This is a genomic window from Actinomadura violacea, assembly GCF_017573465.1.
Lineage (GTDB): Bacteria > Actinomycetota > Actinomycetes > Streptosporangiales > Streptosporangiaceae > Spirillospora > Spirillospora violacea.
On record NZ_JAGEPF010000029.1, the window covers coordinates 1 to 26202 of the forward strand.

29 protein-coding genes and 1 rRNA gene are annotated in these 26202 nt (G+C 74.9%); 17 read left to right on the forward strand and 13 right to left on the reverse strand.

What is annotated here, in order from left to right; genetic code table 11:
* Nucleotides 1-103 (forward strand): 5S ribosomal RNA (rrf, locus tag J4709_RS39185); the annotation flags it as partial.
* A gap of 194 nt (nt 104-297) precedes the next feature.
* On the opposite strand, the gene J4709_RS39190 is transcribed toward rrf, so the two are convergent.
* Nucleotides 298-1518, reverse strand: a complete 1221-nt coding sequence (locus tag J4709_RS39190) for an MFS transporter (protein ID WP_208249231.1) — start codon at nt 1516-1518, stop codon at nt 298-300.
* 65 nt (nt 1519-1583) lie between these two features.
* Here J4709_RS39190 and J4709_RS39195 point away from each other — a divergent pair, with 65 nt between their 5' ends.
* Nucleotides 1584-2171: a TetR/AcrR family transcriptional regulator gene (locus tag J4709_RS39195; protein ID WP_208249233.1), complete on the forward strand. Its 588-nt coding sequence runs from the start codon at nt 1584-1586 to the stop codon at nt 2169-2171.
* Between the two features lie 27 nt (nt 2172-2198).
* On the opposite strand, the gene J4709_RS39200 is transcribed toward J4709_RS39195, so the two are convergent.
* A complete protein-coding gene (locus J4709_RS39200; protein ID WP_208249235.1) occupies nt 2199-3062 on the reverse strand; it encodes an NAD(P)H-binding protein in 864 nt (287 codons plus the stop codon).
* 90 nt (nt 3063-3152) lie between these two features.
* On the opposite strand from J4709_RS39200, the gene J4709_RS39205 reads away from it, so the two are divergent.
* Complete coding sequence (locus tag J4709_RS39205; protein WP_208249237.1) at nt 3153-3593, forward strand: MarR family winged helix-turn-helix transcriptional regulator; 441 nt, start codon at nt 3153-3155, stop codon at nt 3591-3593.
* A 100-nt stretch (nt 3594-3693) separates the two neighbouring features.
* A complete protein-coding gene (locus tag J4709_RS39210; protein WP_208249240.1) occupies nt 3694-4485 on the forward strand; it encodes a hypothetical protein in 792 nt (263 codons plus the stop codon).
* Between the two features lie 5 nt (nt 4486-4490).
* On the opposite strand, the gene J4709_RS39215 is transcribed toward J4709_RS39210, so the two are convergent.
* Complete coding sequence (locus tag J4709_RS39215; RefSeq protein WP_208249244.1) at nt 4491-5225, reverse strand: maleylpyruvate isomerase family mycothiol-dependent enzyme; 735 nt, start codon at nt 5223-5225, stop codon at nt 4491-4493.
* Between the two features lie 95 nt (nt 5226-5320).
* Nucleotides 5321-6202: an NAD(P)-dependent oxidoreductase gene (locus J4709_RS39220; protein ID WP_208249247.1), complete on the reverse strand. Its 882-nt coding sequence runs from the start codon at nt 6200-6202 to the stop codon at nt 5321-5323.
* Nucleotides 6203-6297: 95 nt separating this feature from the next.
* Between J4709_RS39220 and J4709_RS39225 the strand changes: the two genes are divergently transcribed.
* Genes J4709_RS39225 through murA form a run of 3 tightly spaced genes read left to right on the forward strand, consistent with a single transcriptional unit; the run spans nt 6298 to nt 8692 of the window.
* Nucleotides 6298-6705: a winged helix-turn-helix transcriptional regulator gene (locus tag J4709_RS39225; RefSeq protein ID WP_208249250.1), complete on the forward strand. Its 408-nt coding sequence runs from the start codon at nt 6298-6300 to the stop codon at nt 6703-6705.
* A 28-nt stretch (nt 6706-6733) separates the two neighbouring features.
* Nucleotides 6734-7360, forward strand: coding sequence for a LysE family translocator (locus tag J4709_RS39230; RefSeq protein ID WP_208249253.1), 627 nt, complete (start codon nt 6734-6736; stop codon nt 7358-7360).
* 30 nt (nt 7361-7390) lie between these two features.
* Nucleotides 7391-8692, forward strand: a complete 1302-nt coding sequence (gene murA / locus J4709_RS39235; protein ID WP_208249263.1) for a UDP-N-acetylglucosamine 1-carboxyvinyltransferase — start codon at nt 7391-7393, stop codon at nt 8690-8692.
* A gap of 19 nt (nt 8693-8711) precedes the next feature.
* Here the strand turns inward: murA and J4709_RS39240 are convergent, their stop codons facing one another.
* Nucleotides 8712-9245, reverse strand: a complete 534-nt coding sequence (locus J4709_RS39240; RefSeq protein WP_208249264.1) for a hypothetical protein — start codon at nt 9243-9245, stop codon at nt 8712-8714.
* A 90-nt stretch (nt 9246-9335) separates the two neighbouring features.
* Between J4709_RS39240 and J4709_RS39245 the strand changes: the two genes are divergently transcribed.
* Nucleotides 9336-10496: a cytochrome P450 gene (locus J4709_RS39245; protein WP_208249265.1), complete on the forward strand. Its 1161-nt coding sequence runs from the start codon at nt 9336-9338 to the stop codon at nt 10494-10496.
* Nucleotides 10497-10545: 49 nt separating this feature from the next.
* Nucleotides 10546-11424 (forward strand): hypothetical protein, encoded by an 879-nt coding sequence (locus J4709_RS39250; RefSeq protein WP_208249267.1) that lies wholly within the window; start codon nt 10546-10548, stop codon nt 11422-11424.
* On the opposite strand, the gene J4709_RS39255 is transcribed toward J4709_RS39250, so the two are convergent.
* On the reverse strand, nt 11421-11888 hold the full coding sequence (locus J4709_RS39255; protein ID WP_208249272.1) for an aminotransferase class I/II-fold pyridoxal phosphate-dependent enzyme: 468 nt from the start codon (nt 11886-11888) through the stop codon (nt 11421-11423). The genes J4709_RS39250 and J4709_RS39255 overlap by 4 nt on opposite strands.
* A 91-nt stretch (nt 11889-11979) precedes the next feature.
* Nucleotides 11980-12225 carry a hypothetical protein gene (locus J4709_RS39260; protein ID WP_208249275.1) on the reverse strand — a complete coding sequence of 82 codons (246 nt, stop codon included), beginning with the start codon at nt 12223-12225 and terminating at the stop codon, nt 11980-11982.
* A 172-nt stretch (nt 12226-12397) separates the two neighbouring features.
* On the opposite strand from J4709_RS39260, the gene J4709_RS39265 reads away from it, so the two are divergent.
* Both J4709_RS39265 and J4709_RS39270 read left to right on the forward strand, forming a co-directional pair.
* Nucleotides 12398-13924: an FAD-dependent monooxygenase gene (locus J4709_RS39265; RefSeq protein WP_208249277.1), complete on the forward strand. Its 1527-nt coding sequence runs from the start codon at nt 12398-12400 to the stop codon at nt 13922-13924.
* 37 nt (nt 13925-13961) lie between these two features.
* Nucleotides 13962-15917: an aconitate hydratase gene (locus J4709_RS39270; RefSeq protein WP_208249280.1), complete on the forward strand. Its 1956-nt coding sequence runs from the start codon at nt 13962-13964 to the stop codon at nt 15915-15917.
* A gap of 54 nt (nt 15918-15971) precedes the next feature.
* On the opposite strand, the gene J4709_RS39275 is transcribed toward J4709_RS39270, so the two are convergent.
* On the reverse strand, nt 15972-16379 hold the full coding sequence (locus J4709_RS39275; protein WP_208249282.1) for a DUF2795 domain-containing protein: 408 nt from the start codon (nt 16377-16379) through the stop codon (nt 15972-15974).
* Nucleotides 16380-16477: 98 nt separating this feature from the next.
* Here J4709_RS39275 and J4709_RS39280 point away from each other — a divergent pair, with 98 nt between their 5' ends.
* Nucleotides 16478-16828 carry a DUF7668 domain-containing protein gene (locus J4709_RS39280; RefSeq protein ID WP_208249284.1) on the forward strand — a complete coding sequence of 117 codons (351 nt, stop codon included), beginning with the start codon at nt 16478-16480 and terminating at the stop codon, nt 16826-16828.
* A gap of 99 nt (nt 16829-16927) precedes the next feature.
* Complete coding sequence (locus J4709_RS39285) at nt 16928-18379, forward strand: aminotransferase class I/II-fold pyridoxal phosphate-dependent enzyme (protein WP_307801949.1); 1452 nt, start codon at nt 16928-16930, stop codon at nt 18377-18379.
* Between the two features lie 28 nt (nt 18380-18407).
* On the opposite strand, the gene J4709_RS39290 is transcribed toward J4709_RS39285, so the two are convergent.
* Nucleotides 18408-19811 carry a cytochrome P450 gene (locus tag J4709_RS39290; protein WP_208249286.1) on the reverse strand — a complete coding sequence of 468 codons (1404 nt, stop codon included), beginning with the start codon at nt 19809-19811 and terminating at the stop codon, nt 18408-18410.
* Between the two features lie 143 nt (nt 19812-19954).
* Between J4709_RS39290 and J4709_RS39295 the strand changes: the two genes are divergently transcribed.
* A complete protein-coding gene (locus J4709_RS39295) occupies nt 19955-20143 on the forward strand; it encodes a DUF5302 domain-containing protein (RefSeq protein WP_173100750.1) in 189 nt (62 codons plus the stop codon).
* Between the two features lie 79 nt (nt 20144-20222).
* Here J4709_RS39295 and J4709_RS39300 read toward each other — a convergent pair whose 3' ends face one another.
* On the reverse strand, nt 20223-20870 hold the full coding sequence (locus J4709_RS39300; protein ID WP_208249287.1) for a pyridoxamine 5'-phosphate oxidase family protein: 648 nt from the start codon (nt 20868-20870) through the stop codon (nt 20223-20225).
* 127 nt (nt 20871-20997) lie between these two features.
* On the opposite strand from J4709_RS39300, the gene J4709_RS39305 reads away from it, so the two are divergent.
* Together J4709_RS39305 and J4709_RS39310 are read left to right on the forward strand one after the other, a co-directional pair.
* Entirely contained in the window at nt 20998-21843 is an 846-nt protein-coding gene (locus J4709_RS39305; protein WP_208249291.1) for an amidohydrolase family protein, read from the forward strand.
* A gap of 121 nt (nt 21844-21964) precedes the next feature.
* Nucleotides 21965-22573 (forward strand): TIGR03086 family metal-binding protein, encoded by a 609-nt coding sequence (locus J4709_RS39310; protein WP_208249294.1) that lies wholly within the window; start codon nt 21965-21967, stop codon nt 22571-22573.
* Here J4709_RS39310 and J4709_RS39315 read toward each other — a convergent pair.
* The 3 genes from J4709_RS39315 to J4709_RS39325 all read right to left on the reverse strand — a co-directional run bounded on the left by J4709_RS39315 (nt 22555) and on the right by J4709_RS39325 (nt 25172).
* Nucleotides 22555-23592, reverse strand: coding sequence for an MBL fold metallo-hydrolase (locus J4709_RS39315; protein ID WP_208249297.1), 1038 nt, complete (start codon nt 23590-23592; stop codon nt 22555-22557). The two genes, J4709_RS39310 and J4709_RS39315, sit on opposite strands and share 19 nt — an antisense overlap.
* Nucleotides 23593-23692: 100 nt before the next feature.
* Entirely contained in the window at nt 23693-24574 is an 882-nt protein-coding gene (locus tag J4709_RS39320; RefSeq protein WP_208249299.1) for a hypothetical protein, read from the reverse strand.
* Between the two features lie 25 nt (nt 24575-24599).
* A complete protein-coding gene (locus J4709_RS39325) occupies nt 24600-25172 on the reverse strand; it encodes a TetR/AcrR family transcriptional regulator (RefSeq protein WP_208249300.1) in 573 nt (190 codons plus the stop codon).
* A 105-nt stretch (nt 25173-25277) separates the two neighbouring features.
* On the opposite strand from J4709_RS39325, the gene J4709_RS39330 reads away from it, so the two are divergent.
* Nucleotides 25278-26189, forward strand: a complete 912-nt coding sequence (locus J4709_RS39330; RefSeq protein WP_208249549.1) for a TIGR03620 family F420-dependent LLM class oxidoreductase — start codon at nt 25278-25280, stop codon at nt 26187-26189.
* Nucleotides 26190-26202: the final 13 nt, after the last annotated feature.

Here is a 26202-nt window from a genome sequence, read left to right on the forward strand (position 1 = left end):
CGGAGGGGAAACACCCGGTCCCATTCCGAACCCGGAAGTTAAGCCCTCCAGCGCCGATGGTACTGCATGGGAGACTGTGTGGGAGAGTAGGACACCGCCGGACTCATATTAGGAAGGCCCCGCCGTTCACGGCGGGGCCTTCCGCATTTTCGGGGCTTCCGCCGTGCCGCCGGACGCAACGTGTGTGCAACGTGTGATGGGTGAGAATTGGACCGTCCGGCGAAGGTCGGGCTCATGGTCGCGCCGGTGCCAACCCACACACTTGCGCCGGCGCGGCCGCCCGCCCACCTACACGTCTCAGGCGTTCGCGTGCCGGTGCTCCGTGCTGCGGTCGTCGACGCGGAACGTCTTCCGCGAGGGCAGCGCGAAGAGGGCGGCTCCGACGATGGCGCAGGCGGCGGCGATGATCGGAAGCACACCGGCGCCGAGAGGGCCGATGGCCCAGCCGCCCAGGCCGGCGCCGAGCGAGGCACCGAGATACACGGCACTGCTGCTGAGCGCGAGCGCCTGCGGGCCCGACTCGGGCCCGGTGAGCACGAGGACGCGAGCCTGTACTGATGGCGGGACGGCCCATGCGGCGGCCGACCAGAGCAGCAAGAGCGGGACGACAGCGGCCACCTCGATCGGACGCACCGACCAGCACATGGCGAGTCCCGCCATCGCGAAAGCGAACGCCGCGGCGGCGATGGAGAACGATCGACCGGGGCCAATGCAGTCGACCAGGGTCCCGCTGAGCCGCGCACCGGCGATGCCGGCGAGCCCTGTGAGTGTGAGCAGCAGACCGAGGCCGGACGGCGTCACGCCCGCCAGGCCGTGCAGCAGGGGAGCCAGATAGGTCTGGATCACCATGTTGCCGAGGACCGCTACGGTCGCGGCCAGCAATGCGCGGAGGACGGCGGGCCCCGCCAGCGGGCGGAGCCGTTCGCGGAGGCGGGCGGCCGGTGGCGGCGGGACGTCGGGGAGTGCGACGCGTAGGAACATCAGTGCCGCCGCGCCGAGGACTCCGCCGGCCAGGAACGTCGCGCGCCATCCGGCGGCCGCCCCGATCCAGGTGCCGAGCGGTACTCCCACGACCACGGCGCCGGTCAGCCCCGCCGTGACGGTGGCGAGGTGGCGGCCGCGGCGGTCCGGAGGGGAGAGCGTCGCGGTGGCGGAGAAGACGGCGGGGAGCGCGAGTGCGGCGGCGAGCGACGCGAGGACCCGGAGCGCGAGCAGAGCCGGATACGAGGAGGCGAGCGGCACCGCGAGATTGGCGGCGCAGAACACCAGCATTCCCACGGTGAGCACCGTCCGCGGGGAGCGCTGCGCGGCGACGACGGCTGCGACCGGCGCGACCACGGCGCAGATGATCGAGAAGACCGTCACGAGCTGGCCGGCGGCGGCTTCGCCGACCGAGAGGCCGCGGGCGATGGACGGCAGCACTCCCGCGATGACGAAGTCGTCGGTCTGCAGGGCGAAGGCGGTGAGCGTGAGCGCGGCGAGCCAGAGCCCGCCGGAAGGGCGCCGGGAGAATGGCATTCAATTAAGGTAACAGTCGTTACCCTATAGGCTGGACGCCCCGGACAGCAGAGGAGGCGCCACCGGTGGCCAGGCCCCGCGACCCGCACCGCCGCACGCAGATCCTCGACGCGGTGCTCGAACACCTCGCCGAGACCGGGATGTCCGGGCTGGCGATGCGTCCCGTCGCCCAGGCGCTCGGGCAGAGCACGCGCGTCCTCACCCATCACTTCGCGGACAAGGACGCGCTGCTCGCCGCGCTGCTGAAGCGGCTGGACGAGGTCCAGCACGAGCAGTTGCGGGCCACCGAGGGCTGGGACGACACCGGCCGGGGGATCGGTGCGATCGTCCGCGACTCCTGGCGCCGCCACCTGGAGCCCGAGAACATCGCGCACACGCGGCTCATCCACGAGATCGAGGGGCTCGCGGCGGCGGGGCGCCTCGGGGACCGGGTGCCCGCGTTCCTGGCCGCACGGGCCGACTTCGTCGCCGGCGCACTCGTCGCCCGCGGTCTCGGGCCGGAGGAGGCCCAGGTGAACGCGACCTTCCTCAACGGCGCCTACTCCGGCCTCCAGGCGGACTTCCTCAGCACCGGCGACCGCGACCGGGTCGAGGCGGCCCTCGACCGGCTCTGCGCCCTCGCCGACTCCTGGACGGCCGCCCGGTCCGGCTGACCGGCGTCGCGCACGCCGGCGCACCGGTCAGGAGCCGGAGTTCTCCCGGAACGCGGCGGCGTTGCGGGTGCACCAGTCGGCGAACGTCCGCGGAGCGCGCCCGGTCAGCCGTTGCACCGCGTCCGTGCGGAAGCCCGTCGTGTCCGCGCGCATCAAGGCGAACCCTTCGACGAGGGCTTCGGCGAGCGCCGGGGGAGCGCCGGAGGGAAAGCGGGCGCGCACGGCCTCCTCCGGCGTGCGGACCTCGCGTACTCGCAGGTCGCGGCCGATGGCGCTGGACAGGGCGGCGACCTGCTCGGCGACGGTGAGCAGCTCGTCGCCGGTGAGCGCGTACGCCTCGCCCTCGTGGCCGTCCCCGGTCAGGACGGCGGCGGCCACGGCGGCGATGTCGGCGGTGTCGATCGGCGCGAACCGTCCGGGGCCGACCGGATCGAGGACGTACCCGCCCTCCCGGATGGTGGGCAGCCAGTCCAGGGCGTTCAGCATGAAGCCGCCCGGCCGCAGGATCGTGGCGGGGACGCCGGACGCGCGGACCGCCTCTTCTCGCTCGTGGTGCCAGCGCCCCATGGCGGGCATCGGGTCGCCGAGCACGTTCGTCGACGACAGGAGCACGATGTGCCGGACCCCGGCGTCGCGCGCGGCCGCCGCGGCGTGCGCCGCCTGGGCGGTGCCGATGCCCGGGGTGAGGAGGAACAGCCGCTCGACGCCTTGGAAGGCGGCCGGCAGCGTGGCGGGGTCGTCGAGGTCGCCGACCGCGCGCTCGGCGCGGGCAGGCAGGTCGGTGGCGCGGGCCGGGTCGCGGACGAGGATCCGCACGTCCGCGCCCTTGGCGTCCAGCTCGCGGACGAGGTCGCGGCCGATGTTCCCGGTGGCTCCGGTGACCAGTAGCATGGCGGCTCCAGAAGTCGTTTGCCGTCTAATGAATGCGAGGAACGTTAGCCGGTAAATGATTAGCCGTCAATCGATCTCGGGGGAGACCCGATGCCTGAGTTCCTGGACCTGCACGGCCGGACGTCGAAGGCGCTCCGTGCGGCGGCCGACGACGGCATGCGCCGACACGGGCTGCATCTGGGGCAGAACCACCTGCTCGCCGCCCTCTGGGAACGCGACGGCCGCACGCCGGGCGAGATCGCGGCCGAACTGCGCGTCACCACGCCCACCGTCGTCAAGATGGCCACCCGCATGGCCGCCTCGGGACTGCTCACCCGCCGCCGCGACGAACGCGACAACCGGCTCGTCCGGCTGTGGCTGACCGAGGAGGGATGGGCGCTGCGGGAACCGGTCGAGACGGAGCGCCGCGACTTGGAGGAGGCGGTCCTCGCGGACCTGACCGGGGCGGAGCGGGAGCACCTGATGACCGCCCTGGAGAAGATCCATCGCGCCGCGACCGCCCTGCTCAAGGACTCCCGCTCGGCGGACTGAGCCGTGCCGCCGCGCCGTCGAGTTCGGGAATGCCGGGCGTTTGATTTCCCAAGGGAGATCAATGCCGCGTTTTGTCGGTGGCCGTTGTTAGCTTGCGGTCATGAGTCTGCTCGGGACGTACGAGGACGACGATTACCGGGTCGAATTCGGTGCGCTCGTGGTCCACGGCTTCTGGCCGTCCGGCGTCGGAGGATCGGGGGAACTGCGGCATCTGAATTTCCCTCTGCTGGCGGAGGACGCCTTCGCCGCAGGGGCGAGGAGCGATGTCGCGAGGGCCGGTGCCGGCTGGGTTCTCGGCACTGCGGCGGCGCATGCTCATGTGGTTCTTGAGGCGCATGATGCTCCGCCGGGAATGGACATCGGAGGGTGGAGCGATGTGCTGGAAACGCCCTTCCTCACCGCGCGCGGCGAAGTCAAGCTGGCCTATGGGCGGGGCGGCGATTCGGCATGGCACTTGAAACTCGCGCGGCCCGGGCTTCACCGGGTCCGTGTTCTGCGCCGCCGGACTTCTGACGGGCACAGATGGCTCCTGCGGTTCTGGCCGGTGGACGGTGCCCCCGAGGCGCCGCGTTTCCTGGCGCGTTCCCGGCCGGCCGTCGGCACCGACCGTCCCGGGCACGGGGACAAGCGCTACGGCCCGCTGGCCATGGACGTTCTGTCGGCGGCGTTGTGGTCGCCCGGCCGTCGCACTCGCGCCGCCCTGGCCGAACGCCTCCTGGCGACGCCGGAGCAGATCCGCGAGGCCCTCCGTTACCTGACCAGGCGCGGGCTGCTGCGCGTCGGCGGCGCCGACGAGGGGCCCGCATCGACGATCGCGCTCGTCCCGGAACGCCCGCGTCCGCTCAACGGAGGGAGCCTGCTGGCGGCCCGGCCCTGGCCGACGGCAGGCTGACGGGGTCAGGCGGCGTAGTTGCGGACGAGGCGGAGCGCGTCGGCGGCGTCCGGGCCCTCGGCGCGCAGGGCGGTCTGCTCGGGCGTGAGGCGGCGGGCGCCGACGCGGCAGAAGTCAGCGGCCGGGCCGGTGATCCGGTTGGGCGCGGCGGGGTCGCCGAAGGTCCAGTGCGTCCCGTCCGGCGCGGTGAGTTCGCAGAAGACGGGCGCGTCGGGGCGGCCCGCGACCGAGAACGCGTACGGGAGGGTGCGGTGGGCGAGCCATGCGATGTGGCGGATCCGCGCCGTGTCGGGGTAGTCGATGCCGAGCGGGACGGTGATGTCCTGCGCGTGCGCCCAGTGCTCGGCGAGCCGCGTGGTGGCGAGCGTCCGCGGGGACAGCGACGTCCGGACCCAGGCGAGGCGGGTGCCCGGCGGCTGGGAGCGGAGAACGTCCGGCGTGGCGAAGGCCGCCCTGCGCCAGCGGGCGAGGACGTCGCCGGGCGGGGCGCCGCGCTCGGCGGCGACCAGGTCCGCCATGGCGCCGTCGACGGTGGTGCCGGTGGACGGCAGGATCGCGCCGGTGTCCGTGACGGCCGGGGTGCCGACCGCCTCTTCGCTCTGCGCGAGGTGCAGGACCACGTCGGCGACGGTCCAACCGTCCGCGCCGGACGCTGAGGACCACTGGTCCGGGGTCAGCGCCGCCAGCACGGCGTCCAGCCGCCGGTACTCGGCCGCGAGGTCATCGAGGACGTCCGCCATCCCGCCACCCTACCGAATTGCGTTCGGTCCGGCGGTGGCCGAAGGCGGCCGCATTCGCCCGCGGCATGCGTGCGAGGTCGGCCGCCGTCAGGCGATCAGCGGGCGAGGAGGTCGACGACGCCCGTGGTGCCCTCGTCCGGGTGGCCGTCGTCGAGGCGGCGCTTCATGAGGTCCATGAAGGGCGTCAGCAGCTCGGGGCTGACGCGCTGCTCCTCGGCCGTGCGCAGCAGCGTCGCGTTGCCCCGCACCATCATGGCGAGGTTGGACGTCACGCCGCGCGTGTAGTCGCCGCTGTCCAGATGGTCGGCGACGCCGTCGGCGTACCCGGCCATGGCGGTGAGCCATCCGGCGAGCATCGGGGCGAAGTCCTTCAGCGCGACGTCCTCGTCGCGGACGAGCGCGAACGCGTGCGCGACGCCGGCGAACATACCCGTCATCGCGCTCAGCAGGGCCACGTCGTGGAGGGCGGCGAAGCCCGGGTCCTCGCCCACGTAGACCGTCCCGGCGGGCACGGCGAGCGTGGCGCGGCGCTCGTCGAAGAGCTCCCGGGAGCCGCTGTAGAGGATGTGGGCGCCGGAACCCTCGACACCGATCATGGGCGGGACCGCCATGATCCCGCCGTCCAGGAAGCGGGCGCCGCGCTCCTCGGCCCACGCGGCCCGTGCGCGGGCCTCGCCGGGCGTGCCGGTGGTGAGGTCGACCAGGTCCTTGCCCGCGAGGTCGACGTCCGCGAGGACCTCGCGGACCGAGGCGTCGTCGAGCAGGCAGACGACCACCAGGTCGCTGCCGGCCACGGCCGCGGCGGCCGTCTCCGCGATCACGGCGCCGGCCGCGGCGAGGGGCTCGGCGCGGACGGGCGTGCGGTTCCAGACGGTCGGCGTGCGCCCGGCGGCGAGCCAGGCGCGGGCGAGCGCGGTGCCCATGTCGCCGAGTCCGAGAAGGGCGAAAGGGGCGCTGTCCGTATTGATGTGCTCCATACCGACTAGGCTTCCCGTGGGCCCGTGGATGATCAAGTACGCACTATCGAGTGCGTGGTTACCGCGGGGTTAGCGAGCAGGTGGGGGAGGGGCCGATGCGGACCGCGCGGAGGCCGGGGGCGTACGTGTGCGGGATCGACGCGGCGATGGACCTGATCGGCGGCAAGTGGAAGGTCCTCATCCTGTGGGCGCTCCATGAGCGGCCCTGCCGGTTCGGTGAGCTGCGCAGGCATCTCCCCGGGGTGACGGAGAAGGTGCTCGCCGCCCAGCTGCGCGAGCTGGAGGCGGACGCCATCGTGCACCGCGAGGTGTTCGACGAGGTGCCGCCCCGGGTCGAGTACTCGCTCACCCCGCTGGGCGCGTCGCTCAACGAGGCGCTGGCGCCGCTCGGCGCGTGGGGGCGCGAGCACATCATCGGCGGTGCGTACGACGAGCATCACGGCGTCCGCCCGCCGGAGCAGGGCCGCGACGGCGAGCACACCCCCATGGGCGTGCGGCAGTGAAGCGGGACGGCGCGCGCCGGACCCGATCATGCTGACGGCCGCGCTCGCGTTCGCCGGCGCCGCGCTGATCATCAACATCGTGCCGGGCCTGGACACCCTGCTCGTCCTCCGGACGTCGATCACGCTCGGACGCGGCGGAGGGGTCGCCGCAGCGCTCGGCATCCTCACCGGCTGCTGCGCGTGGGGCCTCGCCACGGCCGTCGGCCTCACCGCGCTGCTGACTGCGTCCCGCCTCGCCTACGACGTGCTGCGCGTCTGCGGCGCCGCCTACCTGGTGTGGCTCGGCGCGACCGCGCTGTGGAAGGCCAGGCGCGGCGGGCCCGCCGAGGACGTCCCGGAGCCGGCCGTCGCGGGGACGAAGTCGGCGGCGTTCCGCGCCGGCGTCGGGACGAACCTGCTGAACCCCAAGGCCGGGGTGTTCTACATGAGCCTGATCCCGCAGTTCATGCCGCACGGGGCGCCGGCGTTCGGCACGACGGTCCTGTTCACCGCCATCGACGTCGCGGAACTGGCCGTCTGGTACTGGATCGTGTCGGGGGCGGCGGCGAAGCTGGCGGAGCGGCTGCGGCGGCCGCGGGTGCGGCGGCGCCTGGAGCAGGTCGCGGGGGTCGCGTTCCTCGGGTTCGCGGTGAACCTTCTCGCGGACCGCGCCTGAGAAGTCCGGATCGGCCGTAGGCTTGCACGGGTGACCGAGAAGCTTTGGGAGATCGAGCCGTCCGGGCCGCTGCGCGGCGACGTCACCGTCCGGGGGGCGAAGAACGCGGTCAGCAAGCACATGGTCGCGGCGATGCTCGGCGCGGAGCCGAGCACGATCCGCAACGCGCCCGACGTCGGCGAGGTCGGGATCACGGCCGGGATGCTCGAGCACGTCGGCATGCGGGTGGAGCGGGCCGGCGGCGAGATCACCGTGGTGCCCGGCCCGGTGGCGGACCCGAGCGTCGGCAAGGCGTTCACCGGGCTGAACCGGATCCCGATCCTGATGCTGGGCCCGCTGCTGCACCTGGCGGGCGAGGCGTTCGTGCCGCTGGTCGGCGGCGACCCGATCGGGCGGCGGCCCGTCGACTTCCACGTGGACGCGCTGCGCGCGTTCGGCGCCGAGGTCACCATCGCCGCCGACGGCATCCACGCGCGCGCGTCCCGGCTGGTCGGGACGCGGATCGACCTGCCGTACCCGAGCGTCGGCGCCACCGAGACGGTGCTGCTCGCGGCGGTCAGGGCGCAGGGCAAGACGGTCATCCGCAACGCCGCGACGGAACCGGAGATCATCGAGCTGGCGCTGTTCCTGCAGCGGATGGGCGCGCGGATCTCGTTCGCGCCCGACCGCCGCATCGTCGTCGAGGGCGTCGAGCGGCTCGGCGGGGCGGTGACGCGGCTAGAGGGCGACCGGATCGAGGCGTTCTCCTACCTCGTCGCGGGCCTGGTCACCGGCGGCGAGGTGCGGGTGCACGGCTGCCCGCAGGACCGCCTGGTCACCGCGATCACGACGCTGGCCCGGATGGGCGCCCGGTTCGAGATCACCGACGACTGGATCATGGCGTCGGCGCCGGACGGGCTGCGCCCCGCGGCCGTCCAGACCGACACGCACCCGGGGTTCGCGACGGACTGGCAGACGCCCCTGATGGTGCTGTTCACGCAGGCGGACGGCATGTCGGTGCTGCACGAGACCGTGTACGAGAACCGGCTCGCCTACGTCCCGGCGCTGCAGAGCATGGGCGCGGAGATCGAGGTCTACGACACCTGCCTGGGCGGTCCCGCGTGCCGGTACCACGACACGGCGGCGCTGCACTCGGCGGTCGTGCGCGGGGTGACGAAGCTGCGCGGCGGCGACGTGACGATGCCCGACATCCGGGCCGGGTTCTCGGCGGTGCTCGCCGCCGCCGTCGCCGAGGGGCCGTCGACGCTGCGCGGCGTGCACCACATCGAGCGCGGCTACCACCGTCCGGTCGAGCAGTTCCGGGCGCTGGGCCTCGCGCTTCAGGCCCGCTGACGGGCCGGCCGCGCGGCGGTCAGCGCGAGGGCGCCGGCGTGGTGCTCGGCCAGGTGAAGGTGAGCGAGCCGCCGACGGGCAGGTCGTGCCAGAGCGCGGCCGCCCGGTCCAGGTGCGGCATGATCCGGCGGACGCCGTCCTCGTCCTCGGGCGACAGGGTCCGGCCGGCCGCCCACTCCGGCGGCTTCGCGCCCGCGCGGCGCCGCCAGGCGACGTCGGTGATGCCCGCCAGGCGCTCGGACGTGGCCATGTCCTCGTGGCCGGTCCGGCGCAGCGAAGCCTCCTTCCTGCGCGTCCTGCGCTGGGCGCGCGCACGCTCGCGCGGAGCGCCGGCGGTCTCGCCGGCCGGGGTGAACCCTCCGCCGCCCGCCGCGGCGCGTCCGAAGACCCCCGAGGCCAGGCCGAGCTCGGCCTCGGTCAGGTAGTGGACGAGGTCGTGCGGGATGTGCTCGTCATAGCCCGGCGCGGGGTCCATGCGGCGGGTCGCCCGGCCTCGCTCGGCGATGACGACCGCGTACCGGCGCTCCCCGGTCCGTTCGAAGATCACTTCCACCCGGTCAGGCTAGGGTGGCCCGCCCGGAGATCGCATTCGGTTTTCCGCGCCCGGTAGCGTGGGCCGCTCGTCCGCACGGAGGGACCCACCGTGGAATTCGACCGGCGCGACCCGTACCCCTGCTACGCCCGGGCCAGGGAGAGCGAAGGGCTGACGTTCGTCCCGGAACTGGACGCCTGGCTCGTCGCCCGGGACGCGGACGCGCGGGCGGTGCTGCGCGACGCCGCGACCTTCTCCTCCGCCGGCGCGATGCGCCCCGAGGCGATGCCGGGACCGGAGGCGATCGCGGTGCTGGAGACGGTGCCGTCGGGACGTCCGGTGGTGCTGTCGGCGGACGGCGAGGAGCACCGGCGGGTGCGCGAGCCGCTGGTCCGGGGGCTGTCGCCGCGGCGGGTCGCGGCGGCCGTCCCGTTCGCCGAGCGGCGGGCCGCCGAGCTCGTCGCGTCGTTCGCCGCGGACGGGCGCGTCGAGCTGATGTCCCGGTACGCGCGGGTCCTGCCGGGCGAGGTCATCGGGCACCTGCTCGGGCTGGATCCTGCGGACGTCCCGGCGGTCGTCCAGGGGAGCTACCGGGCCGAGGAGCTGGTCTTCACGCCCATGGAGCCGGACGAGCAGGTCGCGGCGGCGCACGAGGTCGCCGGGATGAAGCGCCTGCTGGAGGCCCTGGTGCGGAGCCGGGACGGCGACCCCGGGGACGACCTGACCGGCGAGATGATCCGGACGATCGAGCCGTACGGCACGCTGATCTCCAACCTGCAGAACCTGCTGCTGGCCGGGCACCTGACGACGACCGCGCTGATCGGCACCGCCGTGCTGCACCTGCTGCGCGACCGCGGCCAGTGGGAACTGCTCTGCCGGCGGCCGGAGCTGGCCGCGGCGGCGGTCGAGGAGGCCGCCCGCCACGAGGCGCCCGTCCAGGGGTTCCGGCGGGTCGCGACGCGGCCCGTGACGATCGCCGGCACCGACCTGCCCGCGGGCGCGCAGGTCTTCGTCGCCTACGGCGCCGCCGGCCGCGACCCGGCCGCCCACGACCGGCCCGACGAGTTCGACATCACGCGCGAGCCCGCGCGGCATCTGGCGTTCGGGCACGGCGCGCACGCCTGCCCCGGCGCGCAGCTGGCCCGCGAGCAGGTGCGGATCTCGCTGGTCACGCTGGCGCGGGAGCTGCCCGGCCTGCGGCTCGCGGAACCGGCGCGGATGCAGCCGAACCTGATCCACCGGTCGCCGGAGGAACTGATCCTTACCTGGTGATGGCCGAAACCTCCAATACGGGCGCGCTTCGGGCGGCCACCCTGGAGTCATGGATCTGAACAGCGCCTCCGACTTCATGGCCACCCACGCACGCCTCCTCGACCGCCGGCGTTTCGACCTGCTCACCGGCGAAGGCGACCCGGACGCCGTGCTGGCCGCGCTGAACGCCTACCGCAACCGCGACGGCGGCTACGGCCACGGCCTGGAGCCCGACCTGCGGTCGCGGACGAGCCAGCCGGGGCCCGCCCTGCACGCCTTCGAGGTGTTCGCCGAACTGGCGCCCGCCACCGCGCCCGAGGCGGCGGCCCTCTGCGACTGGCTGGAGACGGTGACGCTCCCGGACGGCGGCATCCCGTTCGGCGTGCACGTCCCCGACCCGGCCGGGTGCGCGCCGTTCTGGGCGGGCGCCGACCCGGACGCCTCGTCGCTGCAGATCACCGCGGTGGTCGCCGCGACCGCGCACCGCGTCGCCGCGCATGACCCGGCGGTCGCCGCGCATCCCTGGCTCGCCCGCGCCACCCGCTTCTGCCTCGACGCCGTCCGCGCGAAGACGGATCTGCACGCGCTGGAACTCGCGTCCGCCCTGTGGCTGCTGGACGCGGTACACGCGACCGAACCGGAGGCGGCGGAGCTGATCGCGCTGCTGGGCGAGCACATCCCGCCGGACGGGCTCGTCCACGTCGCGGGCGGGCTGGAGGACGAGATGATGCGCCCGCTCGACTTCGCGCCGCTCCCGGGCACGCTCGTCCGCGCCCTGTTCGCGCCCGAAGTCGTCGCCGCGGAACTCGACCGGCTGGAGCGGGGCCAGGAGGTGGACGGCGGCTGGCGCGTCGACTTCGCCAGCTACTCGCCGATCGCCGAACTGGAGTGGCGCGGCTACCAGACCGTCAAGGCCGTCTCCATCCTCCGCGCCAACGGCCGCGGCTAGAGGGCCAGGCGGAAGCGTTCGCGCAGGTCCCCGAGCCGGTCGACGGGTTCGTTCGCGAACACCAGGCGCAGGTGGTGGGCGCCGCTCGGGCCCCAGCCGTCCATCGGCGTCGCGGCGACCTTCGCGCGCTCGAACAGCCGCCGGGACAGGCCGGCGGGGGACAGGCCGAGCGGGCGCGTGTCGATCAGCAGCGACCAGCCGCCGTGCGGCCGCACCACGGGCAGGCCGGACAGCTGGTCCAGGATCGTCTCGCAGCGTTCCCGCCAGGTCGCCGTCGCGGCCGCCACGTCGGCGTCGGCGTCCGGCGCGGCGAGCGCCGCCGTGACCGCCTCCTGCGCGATCCCGACCTGGCAGACGACGTTGGTGAGCCCGACGAGCCGGACGTCGTGCAGGATCTCCGCCGGTCCGGTGACCCAGCCGACCCGCCACCCGATCGTCCGCAGCTCCTTGGACGCCGAGCCCACCGTGATGGTCCGGCCGGCCGGCCCGGGGACGCGCGCGGGATGGCCGGGGCCGCGGCGTCGAACCGGATCCGCTCCATCGCCGCGTCGTAGATCAGCCAAGCGTCGTGCCGTTCGAGGGCGCCGGCGAGGGCCGTCCAATGCGGAGCCCCCCGGCCACGCTGACGCACTCGGTCGCGGGGTCGTAGGCGCGCCCGGCGATCCGTCCGACGTGCGCCGCGGCCGCCTCCAGCAGGCTCCCGCGCCCCTGGAACGGCAGGTAGCTGTCGGCGTCGTCGGCGGCGTCGCCGACCTCGTCCACACCGATGCCGGGGATGTCGCGGAGCCGGGGCACGGGCACGCTCTCACTCCTCGCCGATCGCGATCTTCACGCCGGCCTCCCGCATGCCGCCCCGCGCCGTCCGGGAGCGGACACGCCGCGGCCGTGCGGGTACCTCGGGGCGCGTGAGGAGGGGCCGTTCGTGGGAAGGGGTGAAGGGCCGCACCCGCGCACGGACGGAAAGGGGATCCGGATGCCGCCCAGGCCGACGGGGAACGTGCTCATCGTGGGCGCCGGGCCGACCGGGCTGCTGCTCGCGGGGGACCTGGCGGCGGCCGGGATCGGCTGCACCGTGCTGGAGCGGCGGCCGCGGGAGACCGAGAACCTGACCCGCGCGTTCGCCGTGCACGCCCGGACGCTGGAGCTGCTCGACGCGCGCGGCGTCGCCGACGAGCTGGTCGCGACGGGCGAGCGGCTCGGCGGGCTGCGGCTGCTCGGGGCGGCGGCGCTGAACCTGTCCCGGCTGCCCGGCCGCTTCCCGTACGTGCTGGTCACGCCGCAGTACGAGACGGAGCGGGTGCTGCGCGCGCGGGCGCTGGAGGCCGGCGCGGAGATCGTCGACGGTGCGGAGGCGACCGCGCTCCGGCAGGACGCGGAGGGCGTGGACGTCGACGTCCGGATGGCCGACGGGTCCGCGGCGACGCGCCGCGCGTCGTACGTCGTCGGCGCCGACGGCGTCCGCAGCACCGTCCGCCGGGAGCTCGGGCTGCCGTTCCCGGGACGGGCCGTGGTGCGGTCGGTGATGCTCGCGGACGTGCGGCTGGACGAGGCGCCCGCGGAGGTCCTCACCGCCGGGACGTCCGGCGACGCGTTCGCGCTGATCGCGCCGTTCGGCGACGGCTGGTACCGGGTGATCGCGTGGGACCGCCGGCACCAGGCCGCCGACTCCGAGCCGGTCGGCCTGGCGGAGATCCGCGACGTCGCGCGCCGCGCGCTCGGCTCCGACCACGGCATGCGGGACCCGCGCTGGACGTCCCGGTTCCACAGCGACGAACGGCAGGTGCCGCGCTACCGGGTGGGGCGGGCGTTCCTCGCGGGGGACGCCGCGCACGTGCACTCCCCGGCGGGCGGCCAGGGCATGAACACCGGGATGCAGGACGCGGCGAACCTCGGCTGGAAGCTCGCCGCCGAACTGCACGGCTGGGCGCCTTCCTGGCTGCTCGACAGCTACCACGAGGAGCGGTACCCGGTCGGCAGGCAGGTGCTGCGCGGCAGCGGCGCGCTGCTGCGGTTCGCGATGGTCGAGCAGCCGTGGCTGCGCCGCGCCCGGGCCGCCGCGGTCTGGACGGCGGCGCACGTCCGGCCGGTCGCGCGGCGGATGGCGGGTGCCGTGTCCGGCATCGACATCGCCTACCCGGCGCCGCGCGGCGCGCACCGCCTCACCGGCATGCGGGCCCCGGACGTCCCGCTCTCCGGCGCGCCGGGGCGCCTCTACCGGTTGCTCGGTGACGGGCTGTTCGTCCTCGTGGTCGCGGCGAACGACCCGGCGGTCACCTACCTGGCGACCAAGCGGTGGGCGGGCCGGGTGCACTGCGCGCTCGCGGGCGGCGCCACACGCACGACCGCGCTCGTCCGCCCGGACGGCTACATCGCGTGGGCGTGCGACGAGACCGCGCCGGACCGGCGGGCCGCCGCGATCCGGGAGGCGCTCGCGCACTGGTGCGGGCGCCCGGCGGACCGTCCGGCGCACGACCGGGAGCGGCGCGCCCGGCCCGTCTGAGCACGTTCGTTTCACGACAGGAGCGGAGGAACCGCCCATGGCCAACGGCACGGGAGGCAGGAGCGTCGCCCGGAAACTGATCGCCTCGCACCTGGTGAGCGGGGAGATGGAGCCCGGCACCGAGATCGGGCTCCGGGTCGACCAGACCCTCACCCAGGACGCCACCGGCACGATGGTGATGCTGGAACTGGAGGCGCTCGACCTGGACCGGGTCCGCACGGACGTGTCGGTGCAGTACGTCGACCACAACCTGCTGCAGGCCGACGAGCGGAACATGGCCGACCACATCTTCCTGCGGTCGGCGTGCCGCCGGTACGGCCTCTGGTACTCCAAGCCCGGCAACGGCGTCTCGCATCCCACCCACATGCAGCGGTTCGGCGTGCCCGGCGCGACGATGGTCGGCTCGGACTCCCACACCTGCGCGGCCGGGTCGCTCGGCATGCTCGCGATGGGCGTCGGCGGGCTGGAGGTCGCCATGGCGATGGCGGGCGAGCCGATCCACGTGACGATGCCGCAGATCTGGGGGGTCCGGCTCACCGGCGAGCTGCCGCCCTGGGTGAGCGCCAAGGACGTGATCCTGGAGATGCTGCGGCGGCACGGCGTGCGCGGCGGCGTCAACCGGATCATCGAGTACCACGGGCCGGGGCTGGCGACGCTGACCGCGATGGACCGGCACGTCATCGCGAACATGGGCGCCGAGCTGGGCGCGACGACGACGGTGTTCCCGTCCGACGAGCGCGTCCTTGAGTTCCTGCGCGGCGAGGACCGCGAGGACGACTTCACCGAGATCGTCCCCGACGCCGGCGCCGCCTACGACGTCACCGACGAGATCGACCTGTCGGCGCTGGAGCCGCTCATCGCGCGGCCGTCCTCGCCCGGCGACGTGGTGCCGGTCCGCGAGGTCGCGGGGGAGGAGGTGCACCAGGTCGTCGTCGGGTCGTCGGCGAACCCGGGGCTGCGCGACTTCGCGTCCGCCGCCGCGATCGTCAAGGGCCGGCAGGTGGACCCGCACGTGTCGCTGGACGTGAACCCGACGTCCCGGCAGATCCTCGTCGACCTCACCAAGATGGGCGCCGCCACCGACCTCGTCCAGGCCGGCGCGCGGATCCACCAGGCCGGCTGCCTCGGCTGCATCGGCATGGGGCAGGCGCCCGCGATCGGCCGCAACAGCCTGCGGACGTTCCCGCGCAACTTCCCCGGCCGGTCCGGGACGGCCGACGACCGGGTCTGGCTGTGCTCCCCGGAGACCGCGGCGGCCGCCGCGCTCACCGGGAGGATCACCGACCCGCGCGACCTGGACATGGACCCGCCGGAGGTCCGGCTGCCGACGCGCTCCAGCGTGAACCGGGAGATGCTCGAAGCGCCGCTGCCCGAGGACGAGGCGCGCCGTGTCGAGCTGGACAAGGCGCCGAGCATCGGCGTGCTCCCCGAACTGGACCCGCTGCCGGACGAGCTGGACGTCCCCGTCGTCATCAAGGTCGGGGACGACGTCTCCACCGACGAGATCCTCATGGCGGGCGCGCAGGCCCTCCCGTACCGGAGCGACATCGCCAAGCTCGCCGACTTCACGTTCGTCCGCATCGACGAGGGCTACCCGGAGCGCGCGCGGGAGGCCGGGCCGCACGCCGTCGTCGGCGGCCGCAACTACGGGCAGGGCTCGTCGCGCGAGCACGCCGCGATCGCGCCGCGCCACCTCGGGCTGCGGCTCGTCCTCGCCCGCGGGTACGCCCGCATCCACTGGCAGAACCTGGTGAACTTCGGGATCCTGCCGCTGGAGTTCGCCGACGAGGCCGATTACGACCGCGTCGAGCAGGGCGACCGGCTGCGGATCGAGGGCGTCCGCGCGGCGCTGGAGAAGGGCACCGAGGTCGAGGTCCGCAATGTCACCAAGGACGAGACGTACCGCGCCGGGCACCGGCTGTCGCCCCGCCAGCGCGAGCTCGTGGCGGCCGGCGGCCAGATCCCCCTGCTGCGCGAGCGCGCCCGCCGCTGACCGGCGGCGTGCCGCTCCGGGAACCGCGGTTCCCGGAGCGGCACGCCGGCGAGGTCAGAAGCGGCGGTTCTCCCGGCCGTAGCCGAGCTCGTCGGCGACGTCGGCGACGTTCTCGTACTCGCGGTCGGGCAGCGTCTCCAGCGCGCCGACCGCCGCGTCGTCCGCGCCCGCGCCGGAGGCGTGCGCGACCAGGTCGCCGGGGCGGGCGGGGTAGCGGACGCCGGACAGCAGCCGGGCCAGGTTGCTGCGGCCCTCCACGTCGCCCGCGCTCATCCCGGGCGGGGACCCCTCGCGCGGGTCCCCGGTGGCGGCGGTCGGGTCCCAGGGCGCGTCACCGGAGTACGGCTCGGTCTCCTTGAACTCCTCGGCGTGGGTGGGGTGCCCGCCGCGGACCATGCCCTCCGTCTCGTGGCCGATCTCGTCGTCCACCTTGGGTCCGTGCTTGTCGCTCTTGTCTGGCATGTTCGTCCTCCCTGCGCCTCGACACCGAGGAGCGTTCCCGGGCGGGGTCGTCTAAACAGGCGGCGATCATCGAGGCGGGGCGCGGTACGGTGTGGCGCATGCTGCCGGAGGAGGGTGTGAACGCCGTTCGGGTCGTGGTCGGGCTGCTGGTCCGCGGCGAGTACGAGGAGCTGGAGACGCTGACCGAGGCGCGCCGGTTCACCGCCGCGCAGATCGCCGCGGCGATCGAGCGGCACGGGCGGGACCTGATCAGCCCGCCGGACTCGGCGTTCCGCGAGGTCGAGGCGGTCGACGTCCCGCGGGAGGCGCCGGACGAGCGGGCGTTCCGCGTCGCGTTCCCGCTCTGGACGGCGCAGGACGGCCTCTCCGACCTGACGCTCGGCCTCACGGTCGCCGAGGTGATGGAGGGCGTCTGGACGGTCGAGCTGGAGGGCGTCCACGCCGGCTGACCGCACGTCCTCCGGACCGCCGGGCCTGTCTCGTTCGGGCCCATATGATCGAGGTGCCGTTCCGGGCGGAACGGCCCGTTCCGGGCAGGGGAGGACGCAGTGGCAGCGCACATGACGCCGGAGGAGTTCCGCCGGTACGGCCGGCAGGTCGTCGACTGGATCGCCGACTACCAGGAGAAGATCGACTCCTATCCCGTGCTGTCGCAGGCCCGCCCCGGCGACGTGCTGGCGAACCTGCCCGCCCACCCGCCGGAGCAGGGCGAGGGGTTCGAGGCCGTCCTCGCCGACCTGGACCGCGTCGTCATGCCCGGCATCACCCACTGGCAGCACCCGAGCTTCTTCGCCTACTTCCCGACCGGCGCCAGCGGCCCGTCGATCCTCGCCGACCTGCTCTCGGCCGGCCTCGGCGTCCAGGGGATGCTGTGGGCGACGAGCCCGGCCTGCACCGAGCTGGAGACGCGGGTGCTCGACTGGTTCGCCGAGCTGCTCGGGCTGCCCGATCGGTTCCGGAGCGACGGCCCCGGCGGCGGCGTGATCCAGGACTCGGCGTCCGGCGCGGCCCTGACCGCCGTCATCGCGGCGCTCCACCGCGCGGACGGCGGGGCCGCCGGGCGCGACGGCATCGCCCGGCGGCACACCCTGTACGTCAGCTCGCAGACGCACTCCTCGCTGGAGAAGGCCGCGCGGATCGCCGGGATCGGGGCGGCGAACGTCCGCGTCGTGGACGTCGACCCGGCGACCCTGGCGATGGACCCCGCGCACCTCGACGCGCTGCTCGCCGAGGACGCCGCGGCGGGCGCGCTGCCCGTCATGGTGTGCGCGACCGTCGGCACCACGTCGACCACGGCGGTCGACCCGGTGCCCGCGATCGGCGAGGTCTGCCGCAGGCACGGCGTCTGGCTGCACGTGGACGCCGCGTACGCGGGCGTCGCGGCCGTCTGCCCCGAGCTGCGCGGCGTCAACGACGGCGTCGCCGAGTACGCCGACTCCTACGCCACCAACCCGCACAAGTGGCTGCTCACCAACTTCGACTGCACCGCGATGTGGGTGGCCGACCGCGGGCCGCTGGTGGGGGCGCTGTCGATCCTGCCGGAGTACCTGCGCAACCAGGCGTCCGCGTCCGGCGAGGTGATCGACTACCGCGACTGGCAGGTCCCGCTGGGCCGCCGGTTCCGGGCGCTGAAGCTGTGGTCGGTCATCCGCTGGTACGGCGCGGAGGGGCTGCGCGAGCACGTCCGGACTGGTGTGCGGCTGGCGGCCGGCCTCGCGTCCCGGATCGCGGCCGATCCCGCGTTCGTGCTGCTGGAGGAGCCGAAGCTCAGCCTGGTGTGCTTCCGCCCGCGCTGGGACGGCCTCGACGACGCCGAGGCCGACCGGGCGACCCTGCGGGTGATGGAGCGGCTCAACGCGTCCGGCGATCTCTACCTGACCCACACCAAGGTCGGCGGGCGTGTCCTGCTGCGCGTCGCGATCGGCGCCGCCGGGACGACCGACGCGCACGTGGACGCGGCGTGGCGGCGGATCCGCGAGGAGACCGCCGCTGTGTCCTGACGAGCGCGCCCGGCGGGCGGCCCGCGGGTCAGCTCTGTGACAGGCGCATCGCGCGCAGGATCCGCCGCGCCAGCGACGCGGGCTCCGCCCCCGCCGGGTCCGACTCCTGCGGGTCCCCGTCCGTCTCGGGAGCGGCGGAGGCCGGCCGCGGCGGCTCGCCCGCCAGCTCGTAGTCGACCGGCAGCGAGCGCAGGCCTCGGATCAGCGGGGAGGTCCGCCAGTCGAGCCGTTCCGGCGGCAGCGCCAGCCGCAGCCCGGTGAACCGCTCGAACAGCCGCTCCACCGCGACCGTGGTGATGGTCGTCGCGAGGTCGCGGCCGAGGCACGCGTGCGGGCCCGCGCTCCACGCCAGGTGCGCGCGCGAGCTGTAGATCGAGTCGGGGGCGGCGTTCCCGGTGAACGCCGGGTCCAGGTGCGCGGCGGCGGGCGACACCATGACCGGGTCCCCGGCCGCGATCTGGAACCGGCCGATCCGCACGTCGGACCGGGGCCAGCGCAGCGCCAGGTTCGCCATCGGCGGGTTGGCGGTGGAGGCCCGGTTGATCGCCTCCTGGACCATCCCGGCGGACACGCTGTCGCGGGCGCCGGTCTCGCCGATCAGCACCTCGGTGATGGTGTTGCAGATCAGCGTGCCGGTGACGTCGCCGACCAGGCCCGTCATCATCGCCATCTCGACGGCCAGCTCCCCGGCCGTCAGGTCCGGCACCGCCGCGAGCATGAAGGAGGGCAGGTCCTGGCCCGGTGCGGCGATCCGCGCCGCGCACACCTCCGACATCCGGGCCAGCAGCCGCGCCGACGCCTCCTGGGCGTCCGGGCCGGCGTCCATGACCCGCCACAGGTCGGCGATCAGCCCGTCGTCGCCGTCCGGGCCGGTGCCGAGCAGCCGCCCGACGACCATCAGCGGCAGCGGCCGCGCGTACTGCGCCGCGAGGTCGGCGGTGCCGGCATGGCCGTTGTTCTCGGCCAGCACGTCGATCAGCTCGTCGGCGTACCGCCGGACGGCCTCCTCCAGCGCCTTCGCCTCCGGCCGCGACCGGTCCTGGAAGGGGCGCAGCCCCTCGCTCCACGCGCTGCGCAGCCGGGTCGAGTCGGCGCCGTCGCGGAAGCCGCAGTTGCCGGCCTCGACCACCGGCAGCAGCGGCCAGTCCGCGGGGACGGCCCCCTCCCGGTAGGCGCGCCAGGAGTCCACCCGCCGGCTCCACACGCCCCGGGTGTCGCGCAGGATCTCCAGCGTCTGCGGGTAGCCCACGACCAGCCACACCGGCACGCCCATCACGTCCACGGGCGCGACGGGCCCGTACTCGGCGCGGAGCTCCTCGTAGAACACCGCCGGGCGGGCTTCGTAGTCGCTGTTGAGCAGCGGCCGGGCGGCGAGCGACTCCAGCGGCGGATGGGCGGGCGCGGCCTCGGCCTGCGGGATCTGGGGCTCCACGATCACAAACCATAGAGAGTTCCTCCCAGCTAGGCCGGTTGATGGGGAAAACTCCCAAGTTGATCTTCGGAGGGGGTGCGGAGTCCCGCTCAAGGCGGGGGTATGTGAGGCTAGGGGTGCCCCTATGAGAGCTGGAGGTCCGTATGGCCGACCCGAACGCAGACAGCGAGACAGGCGAGGACGACGTGAAGCGCAGGTTCCGGGAGGCCCTGGAGCGCAAGCGCGGCGCGGCGGCCAAGAACGCCGGCGGGACGGGCCGGAACGGGTCGAAGGTGAAGGGCGTGCACGAGCGCGCCGACCACCAGCGCCAGTTCCGCCGCAAGAGCGGCTGACCGGGCCGCTCCGCGTCCAGACCCCCGCGCGCGAAGCGCGGGGGTCGTTCCGTGGCGCCGGGCCCGCGGGCGCCCGGCCTCAGCCCGCGTAGAGCTTCTTCTCGTAGGCGGAGCTCTCGTAGTGCCGCTCCAGCTCGTCGAGGCTCTGCTCGGTGTACTGGACGGCCTTGACGATCCGGGCGTGCGAGGGGAGCGTGTCCTCCGCCCACTCCTCCGGCTTCCACATCTTCGAGCGCATCAGCGCCTTCGCGCAGTGGAAGAAGATCTGCTCGATGTCGACGATCAGCGCCAGCGACGGCCGGTGCCCCTTGACGACCATGTCGTCGAAGAACGGCGCCTCCCGGACCAGCCGGGCCCGGCCGTTGATCCGCAGCGTCTCGCTGCGCCGCGGGACCATGAACAGCAGCCCGACGTGCGGGTTGCTCAGCACGTTCATGTAGCCGTCCACCCGGCGGTTGCCGGGGCGGTCGGGGATCGCGATCGTGGTGTCGTCGAGCACGTGCACGAACCCGGCCGGGTCGCCCTTGGGGGAGACGTCGCAATTGCCCTCGGCGTCGCTGGTGGCGACCAGGCAGAACGGGGACCGCGCGAGCCACTCCCGGTCCCAGGCGTGCAGGGTGACGCGCTCCTTGTCGATGGCCCGCCGCATCGGCGCCCCGAGCAGCTCGCGCAGCTCCTCGGGCGAGGTGACCTCGACGACGTCGGTGGACTCGGGGGCGAGCGTCATGGCGCTCCTTCCGCCGGGGGACTTGGAAGATCATGTTAACGGGCGGCGCCGCGGGGCCCGCGGACCGGGGCCGCCTGGTGAGACGCGCCCTTGCGCCGCGGTCTTCGGGCGTGGTCCTTATAGGGGCATGACGGCGATTGCGGACCTCGAGTTCTTCGACTCCCACGTGCACTTCTGGCGGCCCGAGGCCAACGACTGGTACCCGGGGCTGGCCGTGTGGAAGCCCGAGCTCGTCCGCGACCACCTCCCGGACGGGTACCGCGCGGCGGCGGACGGCGTCGAGATCACCGGGGTGGTGCACGTCTCGGCGGTGACCAAGCCGGGCGCCCACCTCGACGAGACCCGCTGGCTGGACGAGACGCGCCGCGGCACCGGCGACCCCACCGCGATCATCGGCACCGTCGACCCGTCCGCGCCCCTCGACGCGATCGCCGCCGACCTGGACGCGCAGGCCGCGAGCCCCGCGTTCCGCGGCGTCCGGGTCTTCGACGGGCTGGACCCGGCGGCGGCCGGCGGGCTGTTCCGGCTGCTCGGCGAGCGGGACCTGGTCTTCGACCTCGTCGTCCACCCCGGCGACGCCGCGGCCCACGCGGCCGCCGCCGAGCGCGCGCCCGGCACCGCGTTCGTGCTGGAGCACGCCGGCTGGCCGGACGGCGGCGCGCCCGCGCAGTTCCGCGAGTGGCGCGACGGCGTCGCCCGGCTCGCCGCGCTCCCGCACGTCGACTGCAAGATCTCCGGGCTCGGGATGGCGCTCGGCACCCTGGAGACGGCGCGGCTGCGGCCGTTCGTGGAGACCTGCCTGGAGCTGTTCGGCGTCGAGCGGTGCTTCTTCGGCAGCAACTTCCCCGTCGACGGCACCGCGGGGACGTTCCCGCAGCTCATCGCCGCCTACCGGGAGATCGTCGAGCCGCTGTCGGGCGGCGAGCGGCGGCGCCTGTTCTCCGGCAACGCGCGGCGCCGCTACCGGGCCTGATACCGGGCCTGACGCCCGCTCGGCGCGCGGCGCGGGGAAACTCGTCCGCCGGCCCCCGGTGACTTTCCCGCCCCGGCGGGGTCAGTTCAGGTGGGGACGGTCCCCGGAAGGCGAGGGCGGGATGAGCTCGGTGGAGACGGTGGCGCTGCTCGAACGGTCCGTGGGCTACGCGCTCGGCGGGCTCGGGGACGTCACGCCCGAGGCGCTGGGCCGGGCGACGCCGTGCCGCGGCTGGGACCTCGGGACGCTGCTGCGGCACACCGCCGAGTCCCTGGACGCGCTGCTGGAGGCCGTCGACACGGGGTCGGTCCGGCTGCACCCGGTGCCCGGGCCGCCGCCCGGCCGCCCCGGGGACGACCCGGCGGCGGTTCTGGTGGCGGCGTTCCGGTCCGGCGCCGTCCGGCTTCTCGGCGCCTGGACGGCCGCCGACGATGACCGGCCGGTCACCGTGGCCGGGTGCCCGATGCGCGCGTGCCTGGTCGCCGCGACCGGCGCCATCGAGATCGCCGTGCACGCCTGGGACGTCGGCTGCGCGACCGGGAACCCCCGGCCGATCCCGCCGGGCCTCGCGGACCGGCTGCTCGACCCCGCCTCGGCGCTGGTCACCGACGCGACGCGCGACGGGCTGTTCGCGCCCGCCGTCCCGCTCTCCGGCGCGGCCGCGCCGGCCGACCGGCTGCTGGCCCACCTGGGCCGCGATCCGCGGGCCTTTCAGGCGCGCGAGGCGTAGCGGCGGACGCCGCCCTCCTCGTGCGCGTCCAGCAGGCCCTGGTCGGCCAGCACGTCCAGGTGCGCCTCGATCTCCAGGACGGCCAGCATCCGGCTGAAGGCGTCCAGGTCGGCGAGGCTGCGGCGGCGCCGCGTCCAGGTCATCGCCGCGGCGACCTCGAACGCCGTCACGTGGCCGGCGCGGACCTGCGCGGCGGCGGCGTCTAGGCGGGCCGCGTGGTGCTCCACCAGCTCGTCGATCCGGGCGTGCGTGCTCGCCGTCACCGGGCCGTGCGCGGGCAGCAGCAGCGTGTCGGGCATGTCGCGGACGAGCCGCAGCGAGTCCAGGTAGCTGCGCAGCGGCCGCCGCTCCGGCTCGGCCTCCAGGCCGATCGACGGGCTGATGTGCGGCAGCACGTGGTCGCCGGCGAACAGCAGCCCGGCCGCGGCGTCCCGCAGCACGACGTGGCCGCGGGTGTGCCCGGGCGTGGCGAACACGTCCAGCCCGCGGGCGCCCAGCGCGACCCGCTCCCCGTCGTCCAGCCAGGCGTCCGGCGCGGTGAGCGGGGCCTCCTGGTCGGACGGGTCGCGCGGGATCCCGGCGATCTCCGCGGCGAGGTCGCCGGCGCCGCAGCGGCGGAGCATCTCGACCTGCCGGGAGTCCCCGTCCCGCGGGGCGGCGGACGCCTCGATCGACGGCCGCTCGCCGCGCCCGATCCGCACCCGGGTGCCGAACGAGCCGCGCAGCGCGAGCGCCTGCGAGTAGTGGTCCCGGTGCGCGTGCGTGACCAGGAACTGGGACACGTCGTCGAGGCCGTGGCCGAGGGTGCGCAGCGCGTCCTCCAGCGCGGTGCGGCTGTCCGGCATCGCCCAGCCGGAGTCGATCAGGACGGGGCCGTCCGGGTCCTCGACGACGTACACGTTGACGGCGTGCAGCGACGGGACGGGAAGCGCCAGCGGGATCCGGTGCACGCCGGGCGCCACCGGATGCGCCCCCGGCTCGTACCATTCCGCCGCCTGTTCCACCACCGGTGCCGTCACCGCGCGCCCCCCGATTCTCGAATCGCGTTCTAGTAGTGGAACCTACTTCATCGCCGGAACCGGCCGTGTCGGCGGGGTCCCGCGCCGCCCACGGTGCCGCCTACCGGGCGGCGTCCCGGTCGGCGGCGCGCCGCGCCTCGCCGGCCGCCTTCCGGGCCTCCCGCGCCGCCTCCTCGGCACGGGCGCGCGCCTGCTCGGCACGCTCCGCCCGCCGCGCCGCCGAGTCCCGCTCCGCGGTGGCCCGCTCCAGCTCGTGCCGCAGCCGCCCCACCTCGGCGGACGCGTCCTCGGCCGCTTGCCGCGCCGTGCCGGCGCGCTCGGTCCTGTCCGCGAGGGTGCGCTCCGCCTCGTCCGCCTTGCGGGCCAGGGTCTGCGCGCGCTTGGCGCGCGCCGCGCTCGTCCGGCTGACCTTCGGCCGTTCGGGCTTCTTCTCCGGCGGGGCGGCCTCGGGCTTCGCCCGTTTCTCCGGCTTCGCCTTCGGCTTCGGCTCGGCGTCCGGGGCGAGGGCGAAGCCCGCCGGGACGAAACCGGTGTGGCTGCGGGGCTGCGGCAGCCGCCCGTCCCGCACCTCCGCCGCGATGCCCTCGTCGACCGTGGCGGCCTGCAGCGTGTCCTCGACCTCGCGGACGGCCTGGTCGCGCAGCGGGCGCCCCGCCCCGGCCGCGAGGTCGCCGGCCCGGCGCAGCAGCGCCGCGACGAGCCGGGCCCGCCGCTGCTCCAGGTCGCCGAGCCCGCCGCCCGAGCCCCACGCCTCCCGCATCCGTCCGCCGACGTCCAGCAGCGCATCGAGATCATCGGCCGCCGACCGGGCCAGCAGGTTCACCGCCCACGCCGACAGCGTCGGCCGGCGCAGCCCGCCGATCCGCTTGGCGAGCGCGGCGTCGCCGTCCGCCTTGGCCTCGCGGGCCAGCCGCGCCCGGGTCGCCACGAACTCCTCCGGCTCGACGCCGTACAGCTCGTCGGCCGCCGTTGAGAACTCCACTCCCGTGTCCTACCCGGACGGGGGCTCAGGGCCGCAGGGCGTCCTCGACGAGGGCGAGGAGGCGGCCCGCCTGGCCGGGGTCGTGCGCCGCCTCCTCGGTGGCGAGGGCCACGCCGACGACCAGCTGCAGCAGGTCGGCGGCCGTCACGTCGGCGCGCGCCGCGCCGGCCCGCTGGGCGCCGGCGAGGACGCGCTCCACCGCCTCCCGGATCGCGGTGTGGCAGTCGAAGTCCAGGCCGGGCGGCTTGGTCAGCGCCGCGCCGCCGAGCCCGTGGTCGCCGGTCGCGTGCTCGAGGAAGGCGTGCAGCCAGCCCGACAGCGCGACCTCGGGGGGCTCGGACGCGATCAGCCGGTCCGCGTACGCGCACAGCCGCTCGACGCGGTCGGCGAGGACGGCGGCCAGCAGCGCCTGCCGGGTGGGGAAGTGCCGGTAGAGGGTGCCCGGGCCGACGCCCGCGCGCCGCGCGATCTCGTTGAGGGAGGCGTCCGGGCCGTCCTCGGCGAATGTCTCGCGGGCCGCCGCGAGGACCCGCTCGCGGTTGCGGCGCGCGTCCGCGCGCAGCGGGCGCCCGGGGCGCGTCTCGTCCGCGGTGGTCATCGCCCCATCCTCGGCCTTCGCGGCCCGGGTAGCCAACTGGAGAAGTTCTCCGTATCGTACCCCGGAGAGGAACCGGAGAAGTTCTCCGGAAGATGGGGGCATGTGATGCAGCGAGACGGGCTGGGCCGCGTCGGGATCTGGACGTTCACCTTCGACGCGCAGCCGGCCGGACGGGTGCGCGAGGCCGCCGCCGAGATCGAGGAGCTCGGCTACGGGGCCGTCTGGTTCGGCGAGGCGTTCGGGCGCGACAGCACCGGCCAGGCATGGCTGCTGCTGAGCGCGACGCGGCGGATCGCCGTCGCGTCCGGGATCGCGAACATCGCGTTCCGCGACCCGATCGCGATGGCCGGGGCGGCGCGCACCCTCGGCGAGGCGTTCCCGGGCCGCTACCTGCTCGGGCTCGGCGGCCACCGGGTCGGCGACCCCGGCGAGCTGGACGGCTACGCGATGCCGAAGATCGGGCGGCCGGTGCCGATGATGCGCGCCTACCTCGACGCGATGGACGCGGTGCCGGTGCACGCCGTCCCCGCCGATCCGGCGCCGCGCCGGGTGCTGGCGGCCCTCGGGCCGAAGATGCTGGAGCTGGCGGCGGAGCGGACGTGGGGCGCGCACCCGTACTTCGTGCCCGTCGAGCACACCGTGCTGGCCCGCAAGACCATGGGGCCGGACGCGTTCCTCGGCGTCGAGCAGGCGGTCGTGCTCGGCACCGACCCCGGCCGGACGCGCGAAATCGCGCGGGCGCACGTCGCCGGCTACGTGCAGGCGGCGGAGCACCAGCGGGCCAGCGTGCGGCGCCTCGGCTACGGCGACGACGACATGGCGGGCGGCCCGGGCGGCGGCCCGAGCGACCGGCTGGTGGACGCGATCGTCGCGCACGGGGACGTGGAGGCGATCCGTGCCCGCGTCCGGGAGCACCTGGACGCGGGCGCCGACCACGTCTGCGTCCAGGTGCTCACCGACGACCCGGCGGAGCTGCCGCTGGAGCAGTGGCGGGAGCTGGCTCCGGCGCTGCTCTGACCCGCGGCGGGGT